Source organism: Lacibacter sp., assembly GCF_057361365.1.
In genome coordinates this window covers 1-20,518 of the sequence record NZ_JBMQSG010000011.1, presented here as the reverse complement: position 1 = coordinate 20,518, position 20,518 = coordinate 1, and the positions used below count along the sequence as shown (strand labels likewise).

The 20,518-nt window shown below is 36.1% G+C and carries 21 protein-coding genes; 15 read left to right on the top strand and 6 right to left on the bottom strand.

The window, feature by feature from the left end:
* Positions 1 to 2: 2 nt before the first annotated feature.
* The 3 genes from ACO1QW_RS09765 to ACO1QW_RS09755 all read right to left on the bottom strand — a co-directional run bounded on the left by ACO1QW_RS09765 (position 3) and on the right by ACO1QW_RS09755 (position 4,109).
* On the bottom strand, positions 3 to 3,203 hold the full coding sequence (locus tag ACO1QW_RS09765) for a SusC/RagA family TonB-linked outer membrane protein (RefSeq protein ID WP_486257992.1): 3,201 nt from the start codon (positions 3,201 to 3,203) through the stop codon (positions 3 to 5).
* Positions 3,204 to 3,225: 22 nt separating this feature from the next.
* Positions 3,226 to 3,768 carry a TlpA family protein disulfide reductase gene (locus ACO1QW_RS09760; protein WP_486257990.1) on the bottom strand — a complete coding sequence of 181 codons (543 nt, stop codon included), beginning with the start codon at positions 3,766 to 3,768 and terminating at the stop codon, positions 3,226 to 3,228.
* A gap of 128 nt (positions 3,769 to 3,896) precedes the next feature.
* Positions 3,897 to 4,109, bottom strand: coding sequence for a hypothetical protein (locus ACO1QW_RS09755; RefSeq protein ID WP_486257989.1), 213 nt, complete (start codon positions 4,107 to 4,109; stop codon positions 3,897 to 3,899).
* Positions 4,110 to 4,224: 115 nt separating this feature from the next.
* On the opposite strand from ACO1QW_RS09755, the gene ACO1QW_RS09750 reads away from it, so the two are divergent.
* Positions 4,225 to 4,713, top strand: coding sequence for a helix-turn-helix domain-containing protein (locus ACO1QW_RS09750; RefSeq protein ID WP_486257987.1), 489 nt, complete (start codon positions 4,225 to 4,227; stop codon positions 4,711 to 4,713).
* 7 nt (positions 4,714 to 4,720) lie between these two features.
* Here ACO1QW_RS09750 and ACO1QW_RS09745 read toward each other — a convergent pair whose 3' ends face one another.
* Positions 4,721 to 5,575, bottom strand: coding sequence for a HEPN domain-containing protein (locus ACO1QW_RS09745; RefSeq protein ID WP_486257985.1), 855 nt, complete (start codon positions 5,573 to 5,575; stop codon positions 4,721 to 4,723).
* A gap of 113 nt (positions 5,576 to 5,688) precedes the next feature.
* Here ACO1QW_RS09745 and ACO1QW_RS09740 point away from each other — a divergent pair, with 113 nt between their 5' ends.
* Positions 5,689 to 6,090 (top strand): hypothetical protein, encoded by a 402-nt coding sequence (locus tag ACO1QW_RS09740; RefSeq protein ID WP_486257983.1) that lies wholly within the window; start codon positions 5,689 to 5,691, stop codon positions 6,088 to 6,090.
* A gap of 69 nt (positions 6,091 to 6,159) precedes the next feature.
* Entirely contained in the window at positions 6,160 to 6,726 is a 567-nt protein-coding gene (locus ACO1QW_RS09735) for a hypothetical protein (protein ID WP_486257981.1), read from the top strand.
* A 42-nt stretch (positions 6,727 to 6,768) separates the two neighbouring features.
* On the opposite strand, the gene ACO1QW_RS09730 is transcribed toward ACO1QW_RS09735, so the two are convergent.
* Positions 6,769 to 10,548 (bottom strand): tetratricopeptide repeat protein, encoded by a 3,780-nt coding sequence (locus tag ACO1QW_RS09730; protein WP_486257979.1) that lies wholly within the window; start codon positions 10,546 to 10,548, stop codon positions 6,769 to 6,771.
* 176 nt (positions 10,549 to 10,724) lie between these two features.
* Here ACO1QW_RS09730 and ACO1QW_RS09725 point away from each other — a divergent pair, with 176 nt between their 5' ends.
* From ACO1QW_RS09725 to ACO1QW_RS09670, 12 genes are all read left to right on the top strand, one after another.
* The gene (locus tag ACO1QW_RS09725) at positions 10,725 to 11,021 is read left to right on the top strand and encodes a hypothetical protein (protein ID WP_486257977.1); all 297 of its coding nucleotides are present in this window, start codon (positions 10,725 to 10,727) and stop codon (positions 11,019 to 11,021) included.
* A gap of 180 nt (positions 11,022 to 11,201) precedes the next feature.
* Positions 11,202 to 11,525: a hypothetical protein gene (locus ACO1QW_RS09720; RefSeq protein ID WP_486257975.1), complete on the top strand. Its 324-nt coding sequence runs from the start codon at positions 11,202 to 11,204 to the stop codon at positions 11,523 to 11,525.
* Between the two features lie 104 nt (positions 11,526 to 11,629).
* Positions 11,630 to 11,944: a type II toxin-antitoxin system RelE/ParE family toxin gene (locus ACO1QW_RS09715; RefSeq protein WP_486257973.1), complete on the top strand. Its 315-nt coding sequence runs from the start codon at positions 11,630 to 11,632 to the stop codon at positions 11,942 to 11,944.
* A gap of 60 nt (positions 11,945 to 12,004) precedes the next feature.
* On the top strand, positions 12,005 to 13,108 hold the full coding sequence (locus ACO1QW_RS09710) for a HigA family addiction module antitoxin (RefSeq protein WP_486257971.1): 1,104 nt from the start codon (positions 12,005 to 12,007) through the stop codon (positions 13,106 to 13,108).
* A gap of 16 nt (positions 13,109 to 13,124) precedes the next feature.
* Positions 13,125 to 14,006: a MazG nucleotide pyrophosphohydrolase domain-containing protein gene (locus ACO1QW_RS09705; protein ID WP_486257969.1), complete on the top strand. Its 882-nt coding sequence runs from the start codon at positions 13,125 to 13,127 to the stop codon at positions 14,004 to 14,006.
* A 5-nt stretch (positions 14,007 to 14,011) separates the two neighbouring features.
* Complete coding sequence (locus tag ACO1QW_RS09700) at positions 14,012 to 14,731, top strand: thymidylate synthase family protein (protein WP_486257967.1); 720 nt, start codon at positions 14,012 to 14,014, stop codon at positions 14,729 to 14,731.
* Between the two features lie 79 nt (positions 14,732 to 14,810).
* Positions 14,811 to 15,836 (top strand): uracil-DNA glycosylase family protein, encoded by a 1,026-nt coding sequence (locus ACO1QW_RS09695; RefSeq protein ID WP_486257965.1) that lies wholly within the window; start codon positions 14,811 to 14,813, stop codon positions 15,834 to 15,836.
* A 316-nt stretch (positions 15,837 to 16,152) separates the two neighbouring features.
* Positions 16,153 to 16,290: a hypothetical protein gene (locus tag ACO1QW_RS09690; protein ID WP_486257963.1), complete on the top strand. Its 138-nt coding sequence runs from the start codon at positions 16,153 to 16,155 to the stop codon at positions 16,288 to 16,290.
* A 75-nt stretch (positions 16,291 to 16,365) separates the two neighbouring features.
* A complete protein-coding gene (locus ACO1QW_RS09685) occupies positions 16,366 to 17,502 on the top strand; it encodes an LpxL/LpxP family acyltransferase (protein WP_486257961.1) in 1,137 nt (378 codons plus the stop codon).
* A 36-nt stretch (positions 17,503 to 17,538) separates the two neighbouring features.
* Positions 17,539 to 18,630 carry a sensor histidine kinase gene (locus ACO1QW_RS09680; RefSeq protein WP_486257959.1) on the top strand — a complete coding sequence of 364 codons (1,092 nt, stop codon included), beginning with the start codon at positions 17,539 to 17,541 and terminating at the stop codon, positions 18,628 to 18,630.
* Positions 18,631 to 18,634: 4 nt separating this feature from the next.
* Positions 18,635 to 19,357, top strand: a complete 723-nt coding sequence (locus ACO1QW_RS09675) for a LytR/AlgR family response regulator transcription factor (protein ID WP_486257957.1) — start codon at positions 18,635 to 18,637, stop codon at positions 19,355 to 19,357.
* A gap of 24 nt (positions 19,358 to 19,381) precedes the next feature.
* On the top strand, positions 19,382 to 19,810 hold the full coding sequence (locus tag ACO1QW_RS09670; RefSeq protein ID WP_486257956.1) for a hypothetical protein: 429 nt from the start codon (positions 19,382 to 19,384) through the stop codon (positions 19,808 to 19,810).
* On the opposite strand, the gene ACO1QW_RS09665 is transcribed toward ACO1QW_RS09670, so the two are convergent.
* Positions 19,807 to 20,091 (bottom strand): hypothetical protein, encoded by a 285-nt coding sequence (locus ACO1QW_RS09665; RefSeq protein WP_486257954.1) that lies wholly within the window; start codon positions 20,089 to 20,091, stop codon positions 19,807 to 19,809. The genes ACO1QW_RS09670 and ACO1QW_RS09665 overlap by 4 nt on opposite strands.
* Positions 20,092 to 20,518: the final 427 nt, after the last annotated feature.

Here is a 20,518-nt window from a genome sequence, read left to right as displayed (position 1 = left end):
AGTTAAAACCTTGCTTTAATACCGGCAGCAACTGATTTTGATTGTGGTAACCCGCCGGGATAATCTGGATCAATCTGGTATTTATTTGCCCTCCAGAGTATACCAAGATTAGAAGCATTTACATACAACTGAATCTGCATGGGCTGCGTTGCTTTTTTATTTTGCCAGTTGTAGCTGAGGTTAATATAACGCAAGCGTATATGATCGCCTTTCAACACATTTATTTCAGCAATAGAATAAAAATTATCCCGGTCATTATTTACTGGGTATTGAAAGGAGGGAACAGTGGTGATTTTTTCATCACCAGGCTTTTGCCATCGCTCGCTATATTCTTTATTACCGTAGCCGTTATTTACCAACGCCGAATAGTTTATGTAAGGCTTACCGAAATAGTACCCGAATTTATAACTGATGTTTACCGAGAGTTCGATTTGTTTCCATGTAAATGTGTTGATGATTGAACCAAAAGAGGTTGGTATGGCCGAACCAACAAAATAGATGTTACTGTTATCGAGCCCTTTTGATAATGCCTCTGAAAAAATAGCTGAATAGTTGGTGCTTAACTGGCCGTTTAAATAACCCAATGGATTACCTGCCGCATCCAAACCTCCCCATTTGTATGCAGCCATTGCATACAACGGTTTCCCGATTACAGGAGTAATGTTCCGGCCCGAACTCAGTAAAGATATTAGTGTGAGTGACCTGCTATCGTTATATTTCGTTGTTTTCGATGTATTGTAATTATAAAGCAAGGTGGTTGACCATTGCAACCGTTTATTAATATTACGGGAAGTGAGCATTACATCTATACCTTCTCCTTTCATATTGGCTGCATTTGTAATGATGTTGTTCTGCTGACCCCATGCAGTGTAATCGTACGGTGTTTGACCGTATAGATCGGTTCCCTTTTTTTGATACCAATCGACAGAACCAATCAGGAATTGATTTTTCGTTTGGAACTCCACTGCAATGTTTAATTGTCTTGCCTGCTCCCAACGCAGTTCGGGATTATTAAGCGTGCTGATAATTGCAGTTGGAAGATTGGTAAATCTATCCACCCCATAATATGCAACGGGGAGGGCGGAACGGCTCAAATCAACATTGCCGCTATAGCCATAGGTGGTTCTCAATTTCAGAAAAGGAATGCCTTTCAAGTTATAAAACTCTTCTCCTGAAATTTGCCAACCTGCACCCACCGACCAGAGCGGTTTCCATTTATCGTTTGTGTTTACACCAAATATATTAGAACCGTCTTTTCTTACACTTGCTGAAAAACTATACCGCTGTTTGAAAGTGTAAGAAACGTTTGTGTAAAAGGAAACAAAGCGGTTTAGCCTGTTCGATAAATTGAACGACCCCGGAATGGTGGCCGTACTACCCGTAATGAATGTTGGGTAGCTGTTAACCATATCTACATTTGAAAAAGTTAACGGATCTTCCTTGTAACCGTAATACCTTGCACCGTTTGATGTTGATTTAACGTCACGGATTTCTGTTCCGGTGATCGCATTCAATTGATGTTGCTCCCACACTTTAGAAAAGTTTAATTGCGTGCGAAAATTCTGACTTCGCAGTAAACTGTTATCAAGGTTGAGAATGTCGCCAACAGGTACAATGTATTTTACCAGTCCTGTAGAACGATCTAATTGACTAAACAGGTTGATCGTATTACGGGCATCGAAACTCTGGATAGACGCATTGGCTTCTGTATTGCTGCGCTGTTGCTGAAACTGGTATTTTATTTCGATCTGAAGTGGTTTAAACAGCTGGTAACTTATACCTGCCGTCGCAAGCATTTCATCAAGCCTTGAAATGCCTTGGTTTTGTTTGTAATCTTCCAACGGAATATATTTCCAGTTGAGTAATTTGCCCTGGCCTGCAGTATCAGTATATGCATCCCTATAGAGATTTGCTACAGGTAAAGGATTGCCATTTTCATTGGCAAATTGTATGTAAGGCACATAACGGCCACTGATATTTGTTACATAGTTATAAGTGGGTTTACCTGTAACCGATTTGCTTGCGGTGTAATAAACCGAAAGATCAATGAGCAGTTTTTTTACCGGACGATAGGTATTACTGAAACGGAAATTGAGTTTTTCGTAATTCGCCGAAAGGTGATCAATGCTTCTGTCATAAGTACCGGAAACAAGCCATGCTAAATTGTTTGAGCCGCCTCTAAGATTTAAAGCATACTGTTGGGTAACAGCGTGCTGATAAAAATACTTCTCATACAGTTGTTTACTATCATTGTTTTTTAATGCATTGATTTGCGTTGCAGAATCAGAAGCAGAGAGTTGACCGTTCCTTCTTTTTAAAAATAATTCCACAGCGGGGGAGAGCGCCTTGTATTGCTGTGAAATACTGTTATCGAAATAACCTTTATTAAAAAGAAATTGCTCCACATCAATATAATCGGCCACGCTCATTTCGGGCAGGGTACTCAAGTTGGGCTTTTGAGTAATAAGCAGCGTGGAATTAAATTCCAGTTTTAGTTTTTGATTAAATAATCCTTTCTTGGTTGTAATAACAATTACACCGTTGCCAGCTCTTGCACCCCATATAGAAGCTGCGGCAGCATCTTTTAATACGGTGATGCTTTCTACATCATTAGGATTGATGTTTCTTATATCGCCTTCGTAAATGAAATTGTCAACCACTACAAGCGGGTCTAAAGGCCCATTAATGGTACTTAACCCACGCACACTTATATTGGTTTTATTTTGTGCATTGCCGTTGCCATAGCCTTCATTAAAGGAAAGGCCGCTGGTGACCGATTCAAGCCTTTTTAAAATATTAGTACCCACCTGCTGGTTAAGCATTTTGTTGTTCACCTGTGTTACAGCGCCGGTTACTTCATTTGGTTTAACTTTCTGGTAGCCGGTGTTTATGACGATTGTTTCAAGATCGACTGTTAAAGGTTTAAGGTTAAGAGTTATGTGTGCGCCTGTGTTGGTAACGGCAATTGACTGTGAAACATAACTGATGTGTGTAATTATTAATGAATCGGGTAAAGAAGACAGCCGTATACTGAAAACACCCTTGCTATCGCTGCTAACGGTGCTGCCCGAACGCAATGCTTTTATCGTAGCATTTGCCACGGGCTGATTATCGGTTGCAGAAGTGAGGAGGCCAGTGATGTTGTGCTGTGCACGCAAGAATTGCGTTGCAAACAGCAACAGTAATAAAAGTTTATAATGCATTGCAATAATAGTTTTGGGTTTACTAATGATCCTGTTTAACAGGAAGATTGATGGGCTTACCTTCAATTGCATTTTTAATGTTGGCAGTTGTTAGTTCTGTTGCGCTGGTAATGGCAAGAACTTTTCCCTGGGGCCCTATCCATACATAGTGAGGCAAATGTGAATGCGGAAAAAACTGCTTGAGAAGAGCGGCAGTGTCAGCAAAAATTGGCAAGCGTTGCAATGCCTTTGTTGTTTGGCTGCGTTTGCTGATGAACTCTGTTATTTGTTCCCTGCTGTTACCGGTAGTTTTTAAATTATTTACCAATATAACCTGTAACTGCCCTGAGAATTTTTGTTGAAGAGAATCGAGCTTGGGGAATTTATTAATACAACTGGTACACCATGTAGCCCAAAAATCGAGAATGGTAAGATTACTTTTTGTATTGGGTAATTGGATTTTAGAAACGGGGAAATTGATGACGTCGGTAAGAATAATGTAGGGGATGGTGTCGCCTACATTTAGCGGTTTATTGCGGGAGTGCGTTTGGGCACAGCAGCTTAGTACAAGGCACGAGAATGCCATTAAGCAAGTATATAGTTTCATTGCAGTTGAAATTGGTTAATGAAGAATGTATAAAACCGGCGGCGGGGCTGAAACCAAACATGAGAAAACGTAATTGCCGCCGGTAAAGCATTAATATGCTTTAACCGTTAAACAGGATTTTTCGGTTTGCAGGCAAAAAGGATAATGTAACCAAGCAGGAATTGGGTTGCAGGTAGCTTACCGGTTAGCAGCATCTGCATATAATAACTTAAGGCAGGGCTCATTTTTGTTTTACCGAAGCGTGAGATGATGCCCCATGTAAAAGGAGAAAATGATGCCCCGCACTTAATGCGGTAGTATGGTGTTCTTTTCAAACTCATTGACGGAGTTTCTCACGCTTCCGGTAATGAGTTGTGAATCATCACGAGGTCAAATATAATTTGATTATATCTAAATAACAAATTTAAAGTATAACAGCTATAAAGAATTTGTTCGGTGAAGAAGTATAGAAACAAGACCGAAACTGTAAAGATTGGAAAGAGGATCCGCCACTTTAGAGAAGTCGCTGAGCTGTCCATATCTGATGTTGCGGACATGACTGGATTTACCTACCCAACAATAGCTTCAATTGAGATCGGGGAAGAGTCAACTATTAGTTATATAATCGAAATATGTAAAGCTCTTGGCGTACACCCCTCAGAACTATTCAATGTGCCTTTCACTTTAAAACCTCGGAATAAATTAAGCCCACAAAAAGAGGAGCGATTTTTTTTGACTCAGAGAATAACATCGCTAACTAGGGATTCTGATTTTTTTGATACTCCTCGTTTTGTAAGAGATGTATCAATACATCTTACTGAAGAATTTAAAATTAAAGCAAACTCAACTTCTATTGCAGTTGTTTTAAAAAGACTAACTGATTCCGGAAAGTTGAAGGTTAAAAAGAGTGGGCGTCAAAACTTGTATCAAAGAAGAAAACGATAACCTCTTTCTACTTGAAGTTTTCAATGTGTGACGCACAAATGTTTCTAACAATTGGAATCATCAATGAAACTCTTTCCACTAAAAATGAAAATTCGTTACTTGTTATTTTGAAATCTAATCTATAACGAGCATCAATATATCCTTGTTTTAACAGTTCAAACAACCTTTTTTCTTCTTTGTCGATTTCTGCTCTAAAAACATGAAAAAGATCCGGCGAATAGGGTTTAGCTTTTTTCCTCAACTTCCAGAGGTTGTGTGTCTTTGGTTTATAATCAGTAAATACCAATAGAGTTGCGTAGTAAAGGCTTTCAGTAGCTTGATGCAAACTAAAAGTTGCTACTCTAAGGCTAGAATCATTACTTGAAAACTTGCTAGCAGCTAAGAAACTCTCCGCTTGAGGAAACCAAGTGTCAAAATACCGCTGAGCTTTCTCTTTCCGCTCTACGACTGTTAATTCTCTAGGTTCTGCCAGCTCAACTGTTTTTTTGTCGACTAGCAGAATGCCCTCGTTAACTATATCTGTCCAGAAATACTCACCCCATTCCAGGCCCTTGTTTACATAATCAATATCGTGTATTTCCAAATTAACCGGAGGTTCCAGAATTTCGGTTAAACTCATGATCTTACTTTCCTGTGTTGAGGCTTTTTCCGGATTATTTTTAGTAACCACCAAAAAATCGTAATCGCTGATATATTCATACCTTATTCCATCAGAAATATAACGGTGCTCCACAAACGTACCCTTGGCATAGCTGCCAAAAAGGATAATCATTTCGGGATTTACTATTTCCTTAATAATACCCGTAATGAAATTGATTTCCTTTTTCTTCTTTTCCGGTAAGTGGGAGAGGGAGGTTTTCATCAGACGTAAAAGTAAGAAAAATAAGAAAGGGTAGTAGATAGGAGTTCAACAAACTACCACAAGTACAGGCGAAAAACTTAAAGAAATTGTTTATTCTTGTAAAAACTAAAATTATGTCTGATAACACAGAAAACAAAGATCCAAAACGTGTAGTGGGCATTTCTGGCTTAAACATGAACAATTCCTCAATATCAAACACTGAAATTATTTCGAGTAATTCAGAAACAGAAAGAGTAGGAATATTCGATATGGTAATGAATAATGCTCATATTGATGGCTTGAAAATTCACGACACTTTTGAACTTTCGGTTGAACAAGAGAAACAATTAGAAAAAGGTGGTGTGACGACAGAACAGGTTCAAGAACTAAAAGATCTTATTAAAGAAGGTCAAGCAGATCAATCAACAGTAGGAAGCAAGGTCAAGGGCTGGATTGGACGTATAGCTGCCTCTTTAATTGCCAAAGGATTATACGACGCCACTTCATTTGGAGAATGGATCAGCAAAATTTTTTAGTTAGGAATTTCAACATTTATAATTCGACAGTTGGTATGAACCAACTTTCATCAATGAAGGTACTATATTATGAAACCTTACTTTGACAAGCTCAAAGAAGCTGAATATAACCTTAATGAAGCTAAACGAAACCTTGCACTAGGAAATAATAATTTTGTCCATTCCTTGAATAATTTTTTATCATCTGTGCAGTCGATAATATGGACATTGAACAAAGCATTCGCCCATAAGGAAGGTTATGACGGTTGGCAAAGTGGTCGGGGTGCCAGGCTCCCGGCAATAGGAAAAGTTTTTAAGGAACTAAGGAATATAAGCTTAAAAGAACAGCCCATTAGAAATGAAAATTTGATTGTTGAACTGGACTTTGGGGCAAAGGGAATTAAAATTCCCCCGCATGCCAGAATAGAAGGCCCGGTGTTCGATACGGTAAAGGGAGTATATATTTCAAATATGGTTACGATTATTCCAAAAAATGGCGCTCCCTATGAAGTTGAACCATTAATAATATATGATTTCAGTGTTAAGACTGAGAGTGACGGGATAGAATATAGACTTGATAATTTTGTAAGCAGCGCAAACAGCTACGTTGCCGCTCTTAGGTTTGAAATTGAAGCGACAGAGAAAAAGTTTAAATAATTATGAAAGAGTGTTTTTCGAAATGCAACCGTTACCAAATAATTAACGACCCTTTCCCCTCAATATTTCAAGTGCACTGTTGAACTCCTCAATGACTTGAGTTTGGGTCATTCCCATTAATCTAAACTCATGGTTAATGATAAAACGTATCAATCGAATAAAGTTTTCTTCCTGTGAAGCACCCTTCAACAAGTTTAAGAATACCCGATGAGCAACGGCATTCTTGTCCTCCAGCGTTTTCCAGTTGACAAGATATACCTCTTTCAAAAATCGAATTGCAGTGCCAAATATCGAATGAGTAGGGTTGTAGTAATATGAAATATTCAATAAACAATGATGATAGTTATTTTCTTTCCCCGCTTGGGATTTTACCCATTCTTCATATATTATGTCGGATGAAAGATCAATTCCGATATATCTCTTTTGAAGTAAATACTCTTCAATTTTTTTTGCATCAATAGCTGGTAAATGTTCAAGGTAATTCTGAGGGGCTACTATATTTTCATGGTAGCCTGGAAATTTCCTGTAGTAAAAAAAGTCATTTGAGATCAGAGAATAATTTTGCTCTAAGCCCAAATAGTTGTCGATGATGATTCTTATCGCTGTTTTGGTTTCACCTTCACTATTATCAAGAAAAGCATTGTAACTGACTCTTTTCGGAATGATCAGAGGTTCAGTAAATTCCTCCAACCATTCTATTACAGCGGATAAATAAGCAATGCTATTTTGATGAAAATCATCCGGATAAAATGTAGGGTGAACTCCTTCTACTGTAACTGTTAGCCACATGGAAGAAGGTTTCGATAACTGTAGATTCGTTAATTCTTCTTTCAGTTGATGTATTATAAAAGGAGAGATGAAGAATTTTTTCGGATAAGAAATTTTTAGATCCTTCGATAATTCATAGAATAATAAAACGGAAGACGAATCTAAGAGGAAATTAGCGTCCATATCCCAGTTGTTATCGTTAAATAGAATTTTAGGGAGCGTCAGAAAACCTTCTGAACTTTTCGAAGTCAGAAATGTATACGCCTTTACAAATTCATCCTTAAATACACTGGCCAGGAGTTCTGAAAATGATACTTCGCCAATATGGTATTTCTTTAGCTGATCATTAATGTGCTGTTTCCTCATGCTACCTTCTGCACCAAAATTTTCAATCAGGCTTTTTTCAAAATCCTTTATATCGTCAGATGCGGTATCAATTTTTTTCATTGTCAGCCCTGAATAAGGGTTGTCAGCCTCTTGAATTATTTCCTCAAAAAGAGCTGTATACTTATTCATTATTCGGATAATCTTGACTTTTTTGTAGTTCAATCCAATGGATTCAGCGATTAAAAATTCATCGCCGACATTTTTTTTCAACATTGATGCTTGTGGTTCTATACTCGATTTTTGCTTTGTTAAATGAATAAAGCTAACCTTGTCGTCAATCGAATATTTGATATAGCTATCAATTTCAACAGTTTCAAAATCCTGAAACAGTCCTTCAGGTAATGAATAGGTATTGGTAATATACGTTTGTCTTGATTGCTTGTTTTCCTTTTCGGAAGCTGATTTATATATCACACCTAAAGCAGCTTTGAAAAACTTATGTTTTAATAAAATGCCAAAAGTATTTATTGCATCTGTCTCTCTTGAAAAATTCACATTGATTAATTCGGGAATAAGGGCTTCCAATTCTGCCGTTTTCGACTGACGTTCATATGCAAGTGACTGTAGCATTAAAAAATGTTCTTCTTCGGGAAATTCCCTTTTACCCAGAATTGAAATTTGCTCAATTTCTTCCCACTCTTCCAAATATTGGCGATGATAAATTTCCCTTGAAAGAAATCTTTTGTCATATTCGCCATTTTCCCGCCACAATTTTAGAAGGCTTAATAGTTCTTCTGTATCAGACTCCTCATAATCCATCAGGCATTTTATATAAAGAGACAAGTTGCTGTTGGTTATCTTCTTGTTAACAAAGGATTTTAAATATAAAATGGCATCCTTCAGCTTGGAAGAATTACACATTGAAATGGCAACATAACGTTTTAAAAGCTCATTAAAAGTAGGTACAGACTTTAATTCTTCAAGTTTTTTATCCAGTTCAACTCCGGAAAGTTCTTTAAGAAAGGCTGTATCAAAATAAACAACAAATAATAACTTGAGTTGATCATTTCCAAACTTTGAATTTTGTAAATGAGTTGATACAAATTGGCTTGCTTCTTCTTTTGAGCTGAAAATCCCTTCAACACTTGAAAAAATGTTTGATAAAACTACTTCGTCGATAATTCCTTCGTGGTCAATATATTCACTTAAGGATATTAACGAATTCATTCGATCTCCTTTCAACCTGTATAAGATGCATTTCATACTTGATTTATAACGTAGATCAAATAGAACGCCTTTGGGATCGAAGTTTACTACATAATCTAATGCTTTGTCTTCAAGGTTCTCTGTTACCAGAATTTGTACCAATGCCATTAAATTAGCCGACACAGGAAAATCAATTTGTCTGTAAGAGTTTTCAAAAGAAGCAAGCGAAAATTTTCCTTCTTTAAAAATATACGCCAGATAATTATAATAGAATATGTGTGTACTAAATTTGCTTTTTATTTCTGTCTCTGAAAATGTCTTGGCGATCAGTTCTGTTATTTGGTGTAAGTAATGCAGGCGTTTATCTTTTTGCATCAAACTTCTCTTAATTATGTAATAGTTCAGGCTGTTGTCGTGATAATAAACGTAAAGATTTACAAAGGCAATTAAGAACCAGTAGTCTTTTGACTCATAAGTTATTTTTTCAGGAATTGGAGGTTCAAGTATATCCAGAGGCAGATATTGGTTCTCAATTATTTTTGCTTCTTCAATATGCTGCTTTGATAGCAACCAGTTGTAAAGCATGGGTATAAATAACTTTCCTGACAATACCTTTTTTGGAACGGTACCCAATTTTTTATCGAAGGATTCTTCATTTAAAATAAAATAAAAAAACCACCCTGATGCGTTGTATTCGTCTTTTTCCAGAATCTCATTAACTAGAGTTCTACTTTTTTCAAAATCGCCATTATTTAAATATGCCAAGGAAGCCCTAAGCTTATATTCAGCGTCCTTTTTATTGTGATTATATGCTTTTATATACAAATCATATTTTTTTTCATTTTCGATTTCTAAATCTTCATAACAAAGTCCTTGTAAGAAATAAATCCTTGCTTCAAGTGAATCGGTCATTTGATTGTTATCTAAAATTGCCTGTTGAAGCAATTGAAGCCTAGTTAAAGCAGTTTTGGGTTGGAAAGATTTGATATTGTCTTTTATTTCATTTAGCTGGCGTTGATATTCGCCTTTTAAAGAAGAATCAATTTCAGAAAGTGTTTTTTGTAAAGTGTTGCTAATTGAATTTGTTCTTTCCAATATTTTGGCAATGTTTTCATTAGAACGAAATTCAGTTTCTAATTTTTTAAGATCTGGATGTTTCGATAAATTACTTTTAAATAGTTCAAAAAAGCTATCAATAACTTCGCTATTGGAAGGCAGGTAAATTTCGCTCGCATATATCTTGCTTTCAACATCAGCAAAAGAAAAATCGTCAAAAAAGCTATAGTTTAATAAACATTCAAACACTTCCTGTGATTCGTAAAATGCAATCTTGTCACCATTCGATGAAGAATATTTATCCCGAAATTGCTCCATAGTGACATTGATGACCTTGGAAAGTTCTTGCGTAAATTGATCGGTGTTTTTAAAATTGGTATCAAAATAATTTTGGCCCATTTTTAAAGCAAATTTCTTTACAAGAGAGAGGGCAATTGTGGGAATATCAATCGTTGGAAGAGACATTTTTGTCATAATTAATTAACTAATAGATTTAGTAAATATAGTCTTAATTTGACCGTTCTTATGGACTTTCAGGATAATAAATGTATCCTGTTGATTTACTAATACCGTTAAAACACGGGCATGCGTCAATGTTTGATTTTATAATTTGAGACTTTTCACATTTTAAAATCAAATTTATGAGTTGCTATCAAAGCGCATCAGCGGTTTTACGAAGTGGCACAACAGGTTTTCTGTTGGTAGTTAAAGTAAAAGTTTTTGCCGGTATTATACCTCCAACTTTGGAAAAAGGTGATCCTCCATATGAGCCAGAAAACGTATTTCCGGTAAGAATTGTCAGATGGGTGCCTTCCAGCGTAACACAGATCGATTTAGAATTAACTCATAATGTAGAAAGTGAAGATCAGTTTGAATTTGTGGAACTTATTTGTAATGAAGGCAAACCAGGCACACAAATTCCAATTACCAGAGAATAAAAAAGTATAAAGACCGCTGCTACTATTGAGTTGGAGAATGAAGAAATATCCAGCCAGATAATTATATTCCACGGACCTCCTTTTAGAATTTTCACATCGGCTATTGCAACGTTTACATAAAAAACGCTGTAATAATTGGCGTTGTAATCAGGCTTATTCAAATTTGCCCAAATCCATCACATGCAAATAGATGCACTAACAAAGAATCCACAACAATTGGTGGACGCAATTAACAAGGCAATAAAGGACGGCGATTTAAAAACCTGGGCTATAGTTGAAAACGAAAAAAGGGATATTCTTTACTCTCATACACCCGAACAATGGGCGCAAAAAGCAATGCCTAAGCCACTTTTCTATTCTGAAGGAGTTCGTTTTATAATAACATGGTGGAATAAAAATGGTGAACCTTCTCCTGAAATTAAAGGATATATAGCGGGCAGATTCACAGAAATTTTACTTGTTCATTTTCGAAATTACTTTGCTAAGTTGGAAACAACGGCTTAATAAATGGATTTAGCATATATGAGAATAAATTGATAATCAAATAATTAAGAACTAATAAAAAAATTCACAAATTTGTGAATTTTTTTATGCAATTTTGTAGAAGTATGTTAGTCACATTTAACGATCCTGAACTGGCTGACCTCTATGAGGGGAAATCTGTAGCAAGCTACAGATCAAATCCTCAATTGATAAACCAGTTCGTAAAAACTGTGAAAAAACTACAAGCAGTTGATAAAGTTGAACAGCTTTTCCAATTCCATAGTTTGCGTTATGAAAAACTAAAAGGGAATCTTCGAGGTCTAAGTTCAGTTCGTATTAACAAACAATACAGGCTTTTATTTAAAGAAATAGGTACCAGTAACGAACCCGAAAAAGTATCAATGTTTGCGATTGAGGAGATCAGCAAACATTACGAATGACTATTATTAGAAACAACTGGCTCTGGAGGCTCACCAGAATAAAAAATGAGCATACTAAATATGGCTACAAAATTGGACAAACTTACCCCTGCATTTGCAATACATCCAGGTGAGGTGATAAAAGACGAATTAGAAGAAAGAGAAATTAAACAAAAGGATTTTGCGGAATTGACGGGAATACAACCCAGCCAATTAAACGAAATTTTGAACGGGAAGAGAGGAATTAATGCGGAATATGCGTTAGTTATCGGCAAGGCTCTGCAAATGGATCCAAAAATTCTATTAAATCTTCAGAATAACTACGAGTTGGATAAAGCGAAAATTAATTCCAAAACCCAACAACGTCTTGATGCAATTGAGCAATGGATGATGATCAAACCATATATTTCTGAAACTTATTTTCGAAAGCAAGGTTATATAACAGGAGATCCGATAAGTGATATTGATTGTGTCAAGAATATTTATAAAATTGACCATTTAGAACAACTTCCAATTATCTACTCACGCCAAGAACATGCTCGATTGCGTAAATCAGAAAAAGCTTCTGTTGAAAAAGTTAATTTGTTTGCATGGATCAATTTAATTATTTATGAATCACATCAGATAATAGTTGATTCTTTTAATCACACAAGACAGAATGAACTTATCGATCAATTAAGGAGAATAATTTACAAGAACGAAAACACAATAGAAAATACCAGGCAAATATTGCATAGTCAAGGAATAAAATTAATTGTACTTGAACAACCTGAAAAATGCGCAGTTGATGGATTTGCATTTTGGAGCAATGGCAACCCAGCAATAGGTCTTAGTTTAAGATTTAATCGAGTAGATTATTTTGCTTTCACCTTATTTCATGAATTGGGTCATGTGTTTCTTCATTTGGTAAATGATAATAAAGCTGAATTTATTGATATTGAAACGGAGAAATTTGTTGACAAGGAATCGAAAGAAGAAGATGAGGCTAATGATTTTGCAAAGAACAACTTGATTTCGCCTCAAAGTTGGGACGCCTTTATTAACTCAAATACCAGAAGTGAAGAATTATCAATTCTGAAATTAGCACAAAAAGAAAGAATTCATCCTGCTGTTGTGAAGGGTCGTTTGTGTCATGAAACAGGAAACTACAGGCTCAAAACAAGATTCAAAAATATAATTCAATAATTACAAGTTTAAAGTCATGGATTTCAAAATTTATCAAGATCAGGCAGGGAAGACAATCCAGAGTTATATAGCAGATGAGAAGATTAATGAGTTTATTCCGTTTTTAGGAATTATCGGTGAGGCAGGCTCTGTGTTAACTGAATTAAAGAAAAAACTACGTGACGGAGAAGGGTATGCAGGCTTTAGAGATAAATTGAAAGAAGAGCTAGGGGATGTTCTTTGGTACGTGTCAACCATTGCAAGTCAACACAAACTCGACCTTGAAGAAATTGCAATAGATAATATCGCAAAAGTAAATGACCGATTTTCAGATTTAGATTTGACAAAATTTAAAATCTATGATGAAACATTTGAAGCGCCTGAGCAATTCCCTCGTGAATTTGAAATAGTATTTACTCCTTTTGAAGAAGGAGGAAAAAGTAAAATGAAAATTACTACCAAAGAAGGAAACCCAATTGGAGATCCATTGACTGATAACGCATATGATGACGATGGGTACAGATTTCACGATATTTTTCATTTTGGCTATGTAGCCTATCTTGGCTGGTCACCTGTAATTCGGAAGCTTTTGAAATTGAAACGGAAAAGCAGTGAAGCGATAGATGAAATTGAAGATGGTGCAAGGGCCGGAATTACAGAAGAATTAATAACCCTATTTATTTACAATCATGCACAAAACCATCGACTATTTAAGTATAGTGATAGAGTAGATACTGAAGTATTAAAAACAGTTCAGAAACTGGTTAACAAAATTGAAGTGAAGGATTGCACCGCAAAGCAATGGGAGATTTGTATCATTAATTCTTATAAGGTGTTTGATGAACTTATTAAAAATAATGGAGGCAGGGTGTTGATAAGTGTAAAAAACAGGAAATTAATTTATCTAGGAAAGAATTAGTTATAATGAAAACCATATCAGGAAATAATTGTTTAGAGGCATGGCTTAATGTAGCAGACTACTTAGTAAAACACCCTGCGAAGGAGGATACTAACGTTATTGTTACAATTGAAAATCCTTGCGATTTTGCAGACCTTGAAAACTGGAAACAGAAATATAATCCAAGCCGCCTCAATGAGAAACACGACAATTTACGTCAAGTAATAAATACGATTTTCCCATATCAGCTTCGAAACTATTTTAAAGATAGACACGACTTTTACAAAAAGTATGAGGCAATATATTCAAAGTCAAGGAATAGAAGTTGGGGTACGTATTTTCAACGTTTAATTTCTTTCGGAAAAGGTTTTAATTCAGATCATCCCAATCAACTTGAAAATGCAATAGGCGCACTTCAAGGAGGTAGCCCACAGAAGTATTTTATCACATTTCATTTAACAGCGTCAAACGTAGAAAGTAATGTTAGACCAATGGGACCACCGTGCTGGCAGTATGGAGAATTGACAGTAAATTCAAGTGGTGCAATTAATTTGACAGTTGTTTATCGAAATCACGATTACTTCAATAAAGCTTTTGGTAATTTCATTGGACTTTCTAAATTATTGGAATTTGTTTGCGAAGAATCAGGTCGAACTCCCGGTCAATTAATTATTCATTCAATTCATGCTTTTAGTAGCGAAGGTTTCCGTAAATTAGCGCTTTTAGCAACACCAGCAATTGAATAATAAACCTTTGGGAATCAATCTCGAATCGGATTTCAACAACTTGTGCAATAAAGTTTTCTCCTGTCAGCTTTGTGATAGGATGAAGAATTCTAAGCGTATACTAGGACGATCTTCTGGCAACATTGAGGCTGATATTATGTTTATAGGTGAAGCGCCTGGCCGATTGGGTGCTGACGGTTCCGGAATTCCCTTTCACGGAGATAAATCTGGGCATAATTTTGAAGAGCTCCTGCAGCAATCTGGTCTCAGTAGAGATGATATTTTTGTAACGAATGCTGTGCTTTGTAATCCTCGAGATTCTGACGGCAACAACGCCACTCCAATAAGTAGTGAAATAAATAATTGTTCCGGTTTCTTATCTGCGCAAATCAAAATTATTAATCCAAAGATTATTGTTACGCTAGGAGCAAGTTCATTGTTGGCATTAAGGCAAATTGCACCTCATAATCTAATTTTAAGAGAACATGTTAGGACCTGCCATGATTGGAATGGTGTGAAACTAATTCCACTATATCATCCTGGGCAAAGGGCAATGATTAGTAGAAGTTTTGCGAATCAACGCTCAGATTACCAATTCGTGGCGGAGCAGTTAAAAAAAACTCGAAAAAATAAGTTAAGTACAATACATGGCAAAACCCAACTAAATGTCTCTTTAATTATTGATTACATTTTTCATAAAAAAAATAGTCTCACGTATTTTGCTCTCCATAAACTTTTTTATCTGATAGAATATAAAAGTGTGCAAGTGAATGGAAGGCGTCTGACCAATAGTTATATCATAAGACAAAAAGACGGCCCATACTGCACAGATCTTCATCTGTTTAAAATACAAAAAGCACTTCCTTATATTAAGTCTAAGCCTCTTAGTAAATCTAATATCATGTTATTTAAAATGTCAAATTCGCTTTTTGACATTAAGTTAATTGACCAGTACGAAATAGATGATAACACAAGGCAAATAATAGACGATATTTTAAATGAGCATGGTGAAAAAAGCAATGCAGCTTTAAAAAGAACAGTGTATTTTACCAGGCCAATGAGGAATCTTTTATTAAAGGAAAGTGAACAAAAACTAAACTTGTATAATTCTCCAATTCAATTTTAAGACTTTCAATTTTTAACAACCTACTCACGCATTAGAAAATTACAATTGAGATCGTTGCTTGCATCTTCTTATTCATTTTTCAGATAGTAATTGTTGCAATTTTCATTTAAATGATGCTAAAATTTTCCCATCAGCATTTCTATAAATGGGCCGATATTGCGCATTCTATTTTACAAGACATCGGCTAACTTTTTCTTGACATCGGCTATTTCTAACTACACGTAATAGTTTTTTACAGCCATTTCATTCTTCTGATGTTTGACTTGTAAACACACTGCTGAGTACCAGCAGATCATTAACAGTCAAACTAATAATTATGAATTTAGAAAATGCTTTAAGCATTGAAAACATGGAGAGCCGTTTTAAACCGTACTCCCCAGGTGTATTGTCGTTTTTATTTGAAAGCAGTTGTATTGATACACAGCCGCCTTTACCTCCAGGAGCAGGTGGCTAATGACAACATGTTTCCCGCAGGAATCTTCTAAAGATTCCTTTTTTGTTATCAGATGTTTCACTCAAACTGGCATTAATGCTACAATCGAATTATTTAGAACAAAGAGATAAACTGATCCATTATTTTACGAACGACTTGAATGTTCGTGCAGATGAATACTTAAACGGGCAATTTCAAATGGTAAGTGCAGGCTTGATAAATTATCTTCCTGATATAGCAATTGAAAGACATGAAACGCTTTTTAAACAAATATTACTGCACAAACGCCTGAGTGCGCTTGAACAGGGTGATCGTAATGTGTTGGAGTATTTGGAAGCCGAAGGTTTTGAAGGTGAATGTGCGAACCTGCTAAAAACAAAACCTGCTATCATCTGCACATTTCATACAGGTTCGTATCGTTTGCTAAATCTTTTTCTTTGTGAACATGAAATTCCCTTTTCACTCGTAGTTGGAAAAGAGGTGATTGAAAAAGAAGGGGATTTATTCGGAACGATGTACAAAAATCTTCCCGCTCATCGATCAAAAGCAGGGTTTAATATTATAGACGCTGAAGCTCAAACTGCAGGTCTGCAAATGCTACGTGAACTAAAGCGAGGACGCAGCCTTGTTTTATATATTGATGGAAACAGCGGCGCAGGAATCGAAACAAAAAAAAATGAAAACTCCTGCGTTGTTAATTTTTTAGATCAACAGTTATATGCAAGAAAAGGTATTGCTTTTTTTGCGTATGCGGCCAACGTACCAATAATTACTGTGATTAGTTGCCGGAAAAGTTGGGACAATATCTGTTTAAAATTCTTTGCCCCTATAAATCCTGACCAGGATAAGCCAAGAGATATTTTTGCAACGGAAGTAACACAGAAAATTTATGATCTCATTTCGCCCATTATCACACAATATCCTGAACAATGGGAGGGGTGGTTGTACATTCATAAAGTTGCAAAAATTATAAGTGTGCCCGTCAATGAAATAAAGAAGGAAAATCCTAAATCAGAGTTCCAAAAAATAGTTTTCAATTCAACCCGATTTGGTATTTTTAAAGTTCATGGGCAAGCCTTTCTTTTGAAAAAACATTCGTACTCTTTCTTTGAGATTTCAACTGACTTGTATGATGTTTTAAACAATTGTTTCGATGAAGCAATTGATAAAGACTGTCTTGATGAAGAACAGCAGCGAATTCTTTACCAGGAAGGGATTATTAATTTTATATAGATTGAAATTTACTAAGCAACCCCGAATCACTGCATTATGACAACACTTATGCCTGGAAGCCGCAAACGTTCATTTCATATTCTTGTGCATATATGTGCATGGATCGTTTATGCCAGCTTTATTTACACCGCCAATTCAATTGCCAAACCGGATGTAAAGATTTTCCCGACCATTTTCTTTTTGCTGCCATTCTGTATTACATTTTATATAAGTATTTACTGTTTGAACCTTTACAAACAAAAAGGTGTGATATGGAGTATTGCCTCTTTTGTAATTGTATTTGTGGTGATGGCGTTTCTTGGTTATATCTATGTTTATTTGTTACTCCCGCAATTTGGTATAGAATTGTACAGTACCAATCGTTTTGCTGATTTTTTGCATGGAGCTGTGTTGGGATATGTGCAGTATTTCTCTTATGCCATGTTGTATTTCTATGTAACAGAATCGTTCAGGAAAGAGCGTGAGGTAAGAAAGCTGGAAGAGGAAAAACTTCGCAATGAACTGGAGAATTCCATTCTGAAACAAAATGAACTGAACTCGGAGAAAGATAAGCTGTTGCTTGAATATGCTTTTCTTCGTGCACAGGTAAATCCACATTTTTTGCATAATACGCTGAATGTTTTGTTTTCGCAGGCATTGGAGTATTCGCAAGACCTGGCAGATAATATTCTTAAGCTTTCGAAGATCATGCGTTATTCCTTAGAAAGCGTGGAGTTTGAGAGTGATAAGGTTTCTATTGGTAAAGAACTTGATCATCTGCAACTATTGATCGAAATCAATAACATCCGTTTCGGACATTCAAAAGTTATTGATTACACGATAGAAGGTGAGGTTGGAGACCAAATGATTCCTCCGTTGTCGATCATTACAGTGGTGGAGAATGCCTTTAAATACGGCGACCTCAAAGACCCGTTGCATCCCTTGTTAATCAGGATAGTCTTAAGGAAGTCGGAAGTTTATTTCTATTGTCAAAACAAAAAAAGAAAGAATAATCTTGATTTGTCATCTCATAACATAGGTATCACTAATCTTCGCAAAAGGCTTGATGTTGCGTTTGCGGGAAAGTATACTCTTAAAGCTGATGACAGCGACGACTTCTATAGTTTTGAATTAACCGTAAAATCATGACCTTATGATAAAATGTGTAATTATTGACGACGAACAACCAGCGATCAATATCCTGAAGCGTTATATTGACCGTATTCCCAATCTTGAGATTGTTGGTACTGAAACAAATCCTCTTGCCGGTATTGAATTGATAAAGAGAGAAAGCCCGGATGTTGTGTTCCTGGATATTCAAATGGATGAATTGAATGGGATAGAGGTTGTGAAGTTATTGGATGAAAAAATTAAAGTTGTGTTCTGTACCGCTTATTCAGAATTTGCTGTTACTAGCTATGAATTTGATGCAGTGGATTATTTGATGAAGCCGATAGAGTTCAATCGTTTTTTAAAAGCTGTGCACCGGGTGGCAGATGTGTTAGCACACCGTACGACTGCAAATCTTGAAGCGATTCCCAACGATTATATTTATATAAAAGCAGGAAGGAGGGGAAAGCTGCTTAAGATCGATCTTGATGATATTGATTATGTGGAAGCGTTGAATAACTATGTAACCTTTCATCGTGGTGCACAATCCACCCTGGCTTATCTTTCATTGAAAGACCTTGAAACAAGGTTGCCTGCCAGCCAGTTTATGCGCATACATAAATCATTTATTATAGCGCTTAAACAAATTTCTTCAATGGAAAATAATGAGCTGATACTTAAAAGCGGGAAAGTAAAGATTCCGATAGGTGCGAGTTACAAGGAAGTATTCCTGGAAAAAATGAAAGATAAGCTGATGGAGAAATAGTGTAAGCCTTTCAACTCTATGCCTATGCAAAAGAATATTACAGCGCCTGCTGCCGTGCTGGTGGTTTCTTCTTATGAATTTGTGCGTGCCGGTATTGTAGCTGCACTGCTGAAGATGGAATCGACATTGGTTGATAGTATTACAGAACACGAGAGCGTTGAAGAGGCTATTGAAGCTTGTTCTCGAAAGCATTTTCCATTGATCGTCATTGATGAAAGTGTCCTTAAAAAAGAAGATTTACATGCAGTTAAAAGGCTTATGAAAATGACAAGTCATTCCATTGTCCTTTGCCAACTCTTCAAGGAGGATGAAGATTCCCGAAATCTTTTAGAACATTGTGGGCTGAGCGGCTTTTTTTATCGCAGCATTGATGCGGAAGTTTTTAGAGAAGATCTGAAGAAATTATTGAAAGGGCTGGAAATGAGCGGAGAGGGGATTTTTGTGATCAATTAATTACCCTTGTTGTTTTTTTGAACCTCACTAAGCTGTTCGCCATTAACAATACTTTGCATTTCTTTTTTCAATTGCCCGGCAACCTCTTGCTGTCTCTTGGTAAGAATTTCATCTTCTAAAGGGAGTGCGTCGGCTGTTATCACAAATGAATTGAACTTGCCAGCAACATCTGTTATTAAAAAGCATTTATTGCCATCAATATCACCTATCTGATTCACATACACACTCACATCGCTCGCTAATTCAACAGTGTATTCCGGTTTATTGCGCTGTTTTGGCATGTTTGACTAGTGAGTTAATGAAGTTATTTCAATTTACATGTATTCTCGGGTCAAGGTAAAAAAGCGTCAGTAAATTTTATGTGAAAGTGCGTTTAACCGATGTGAACAAGTGACAAATCCGTAATTTCCGCAAAATTAATAAGTAAAATTACGTTACGCTTAAAATAATTTGGATATTTCTGTTGCTTGAATGCGGATGACAACTGTGTCTTTTTTGAACCATATGTGTGTTGGCTGGAACAATTGCTGTGCAAAATTCGTATTTAGTTTACAAGTTTGAACGCTCTGAATTTCTTTGATGGGTGTTTTCACCTATTGCAAAAAAAGTGTTTGTATCACAATTTAGTGTTGCAAACATTTTGAAGCGACTAACTTACCATGAGATTAAGCAGCTTGCCCAAATTCCTGCTTTTGCTGTTTATCAGCC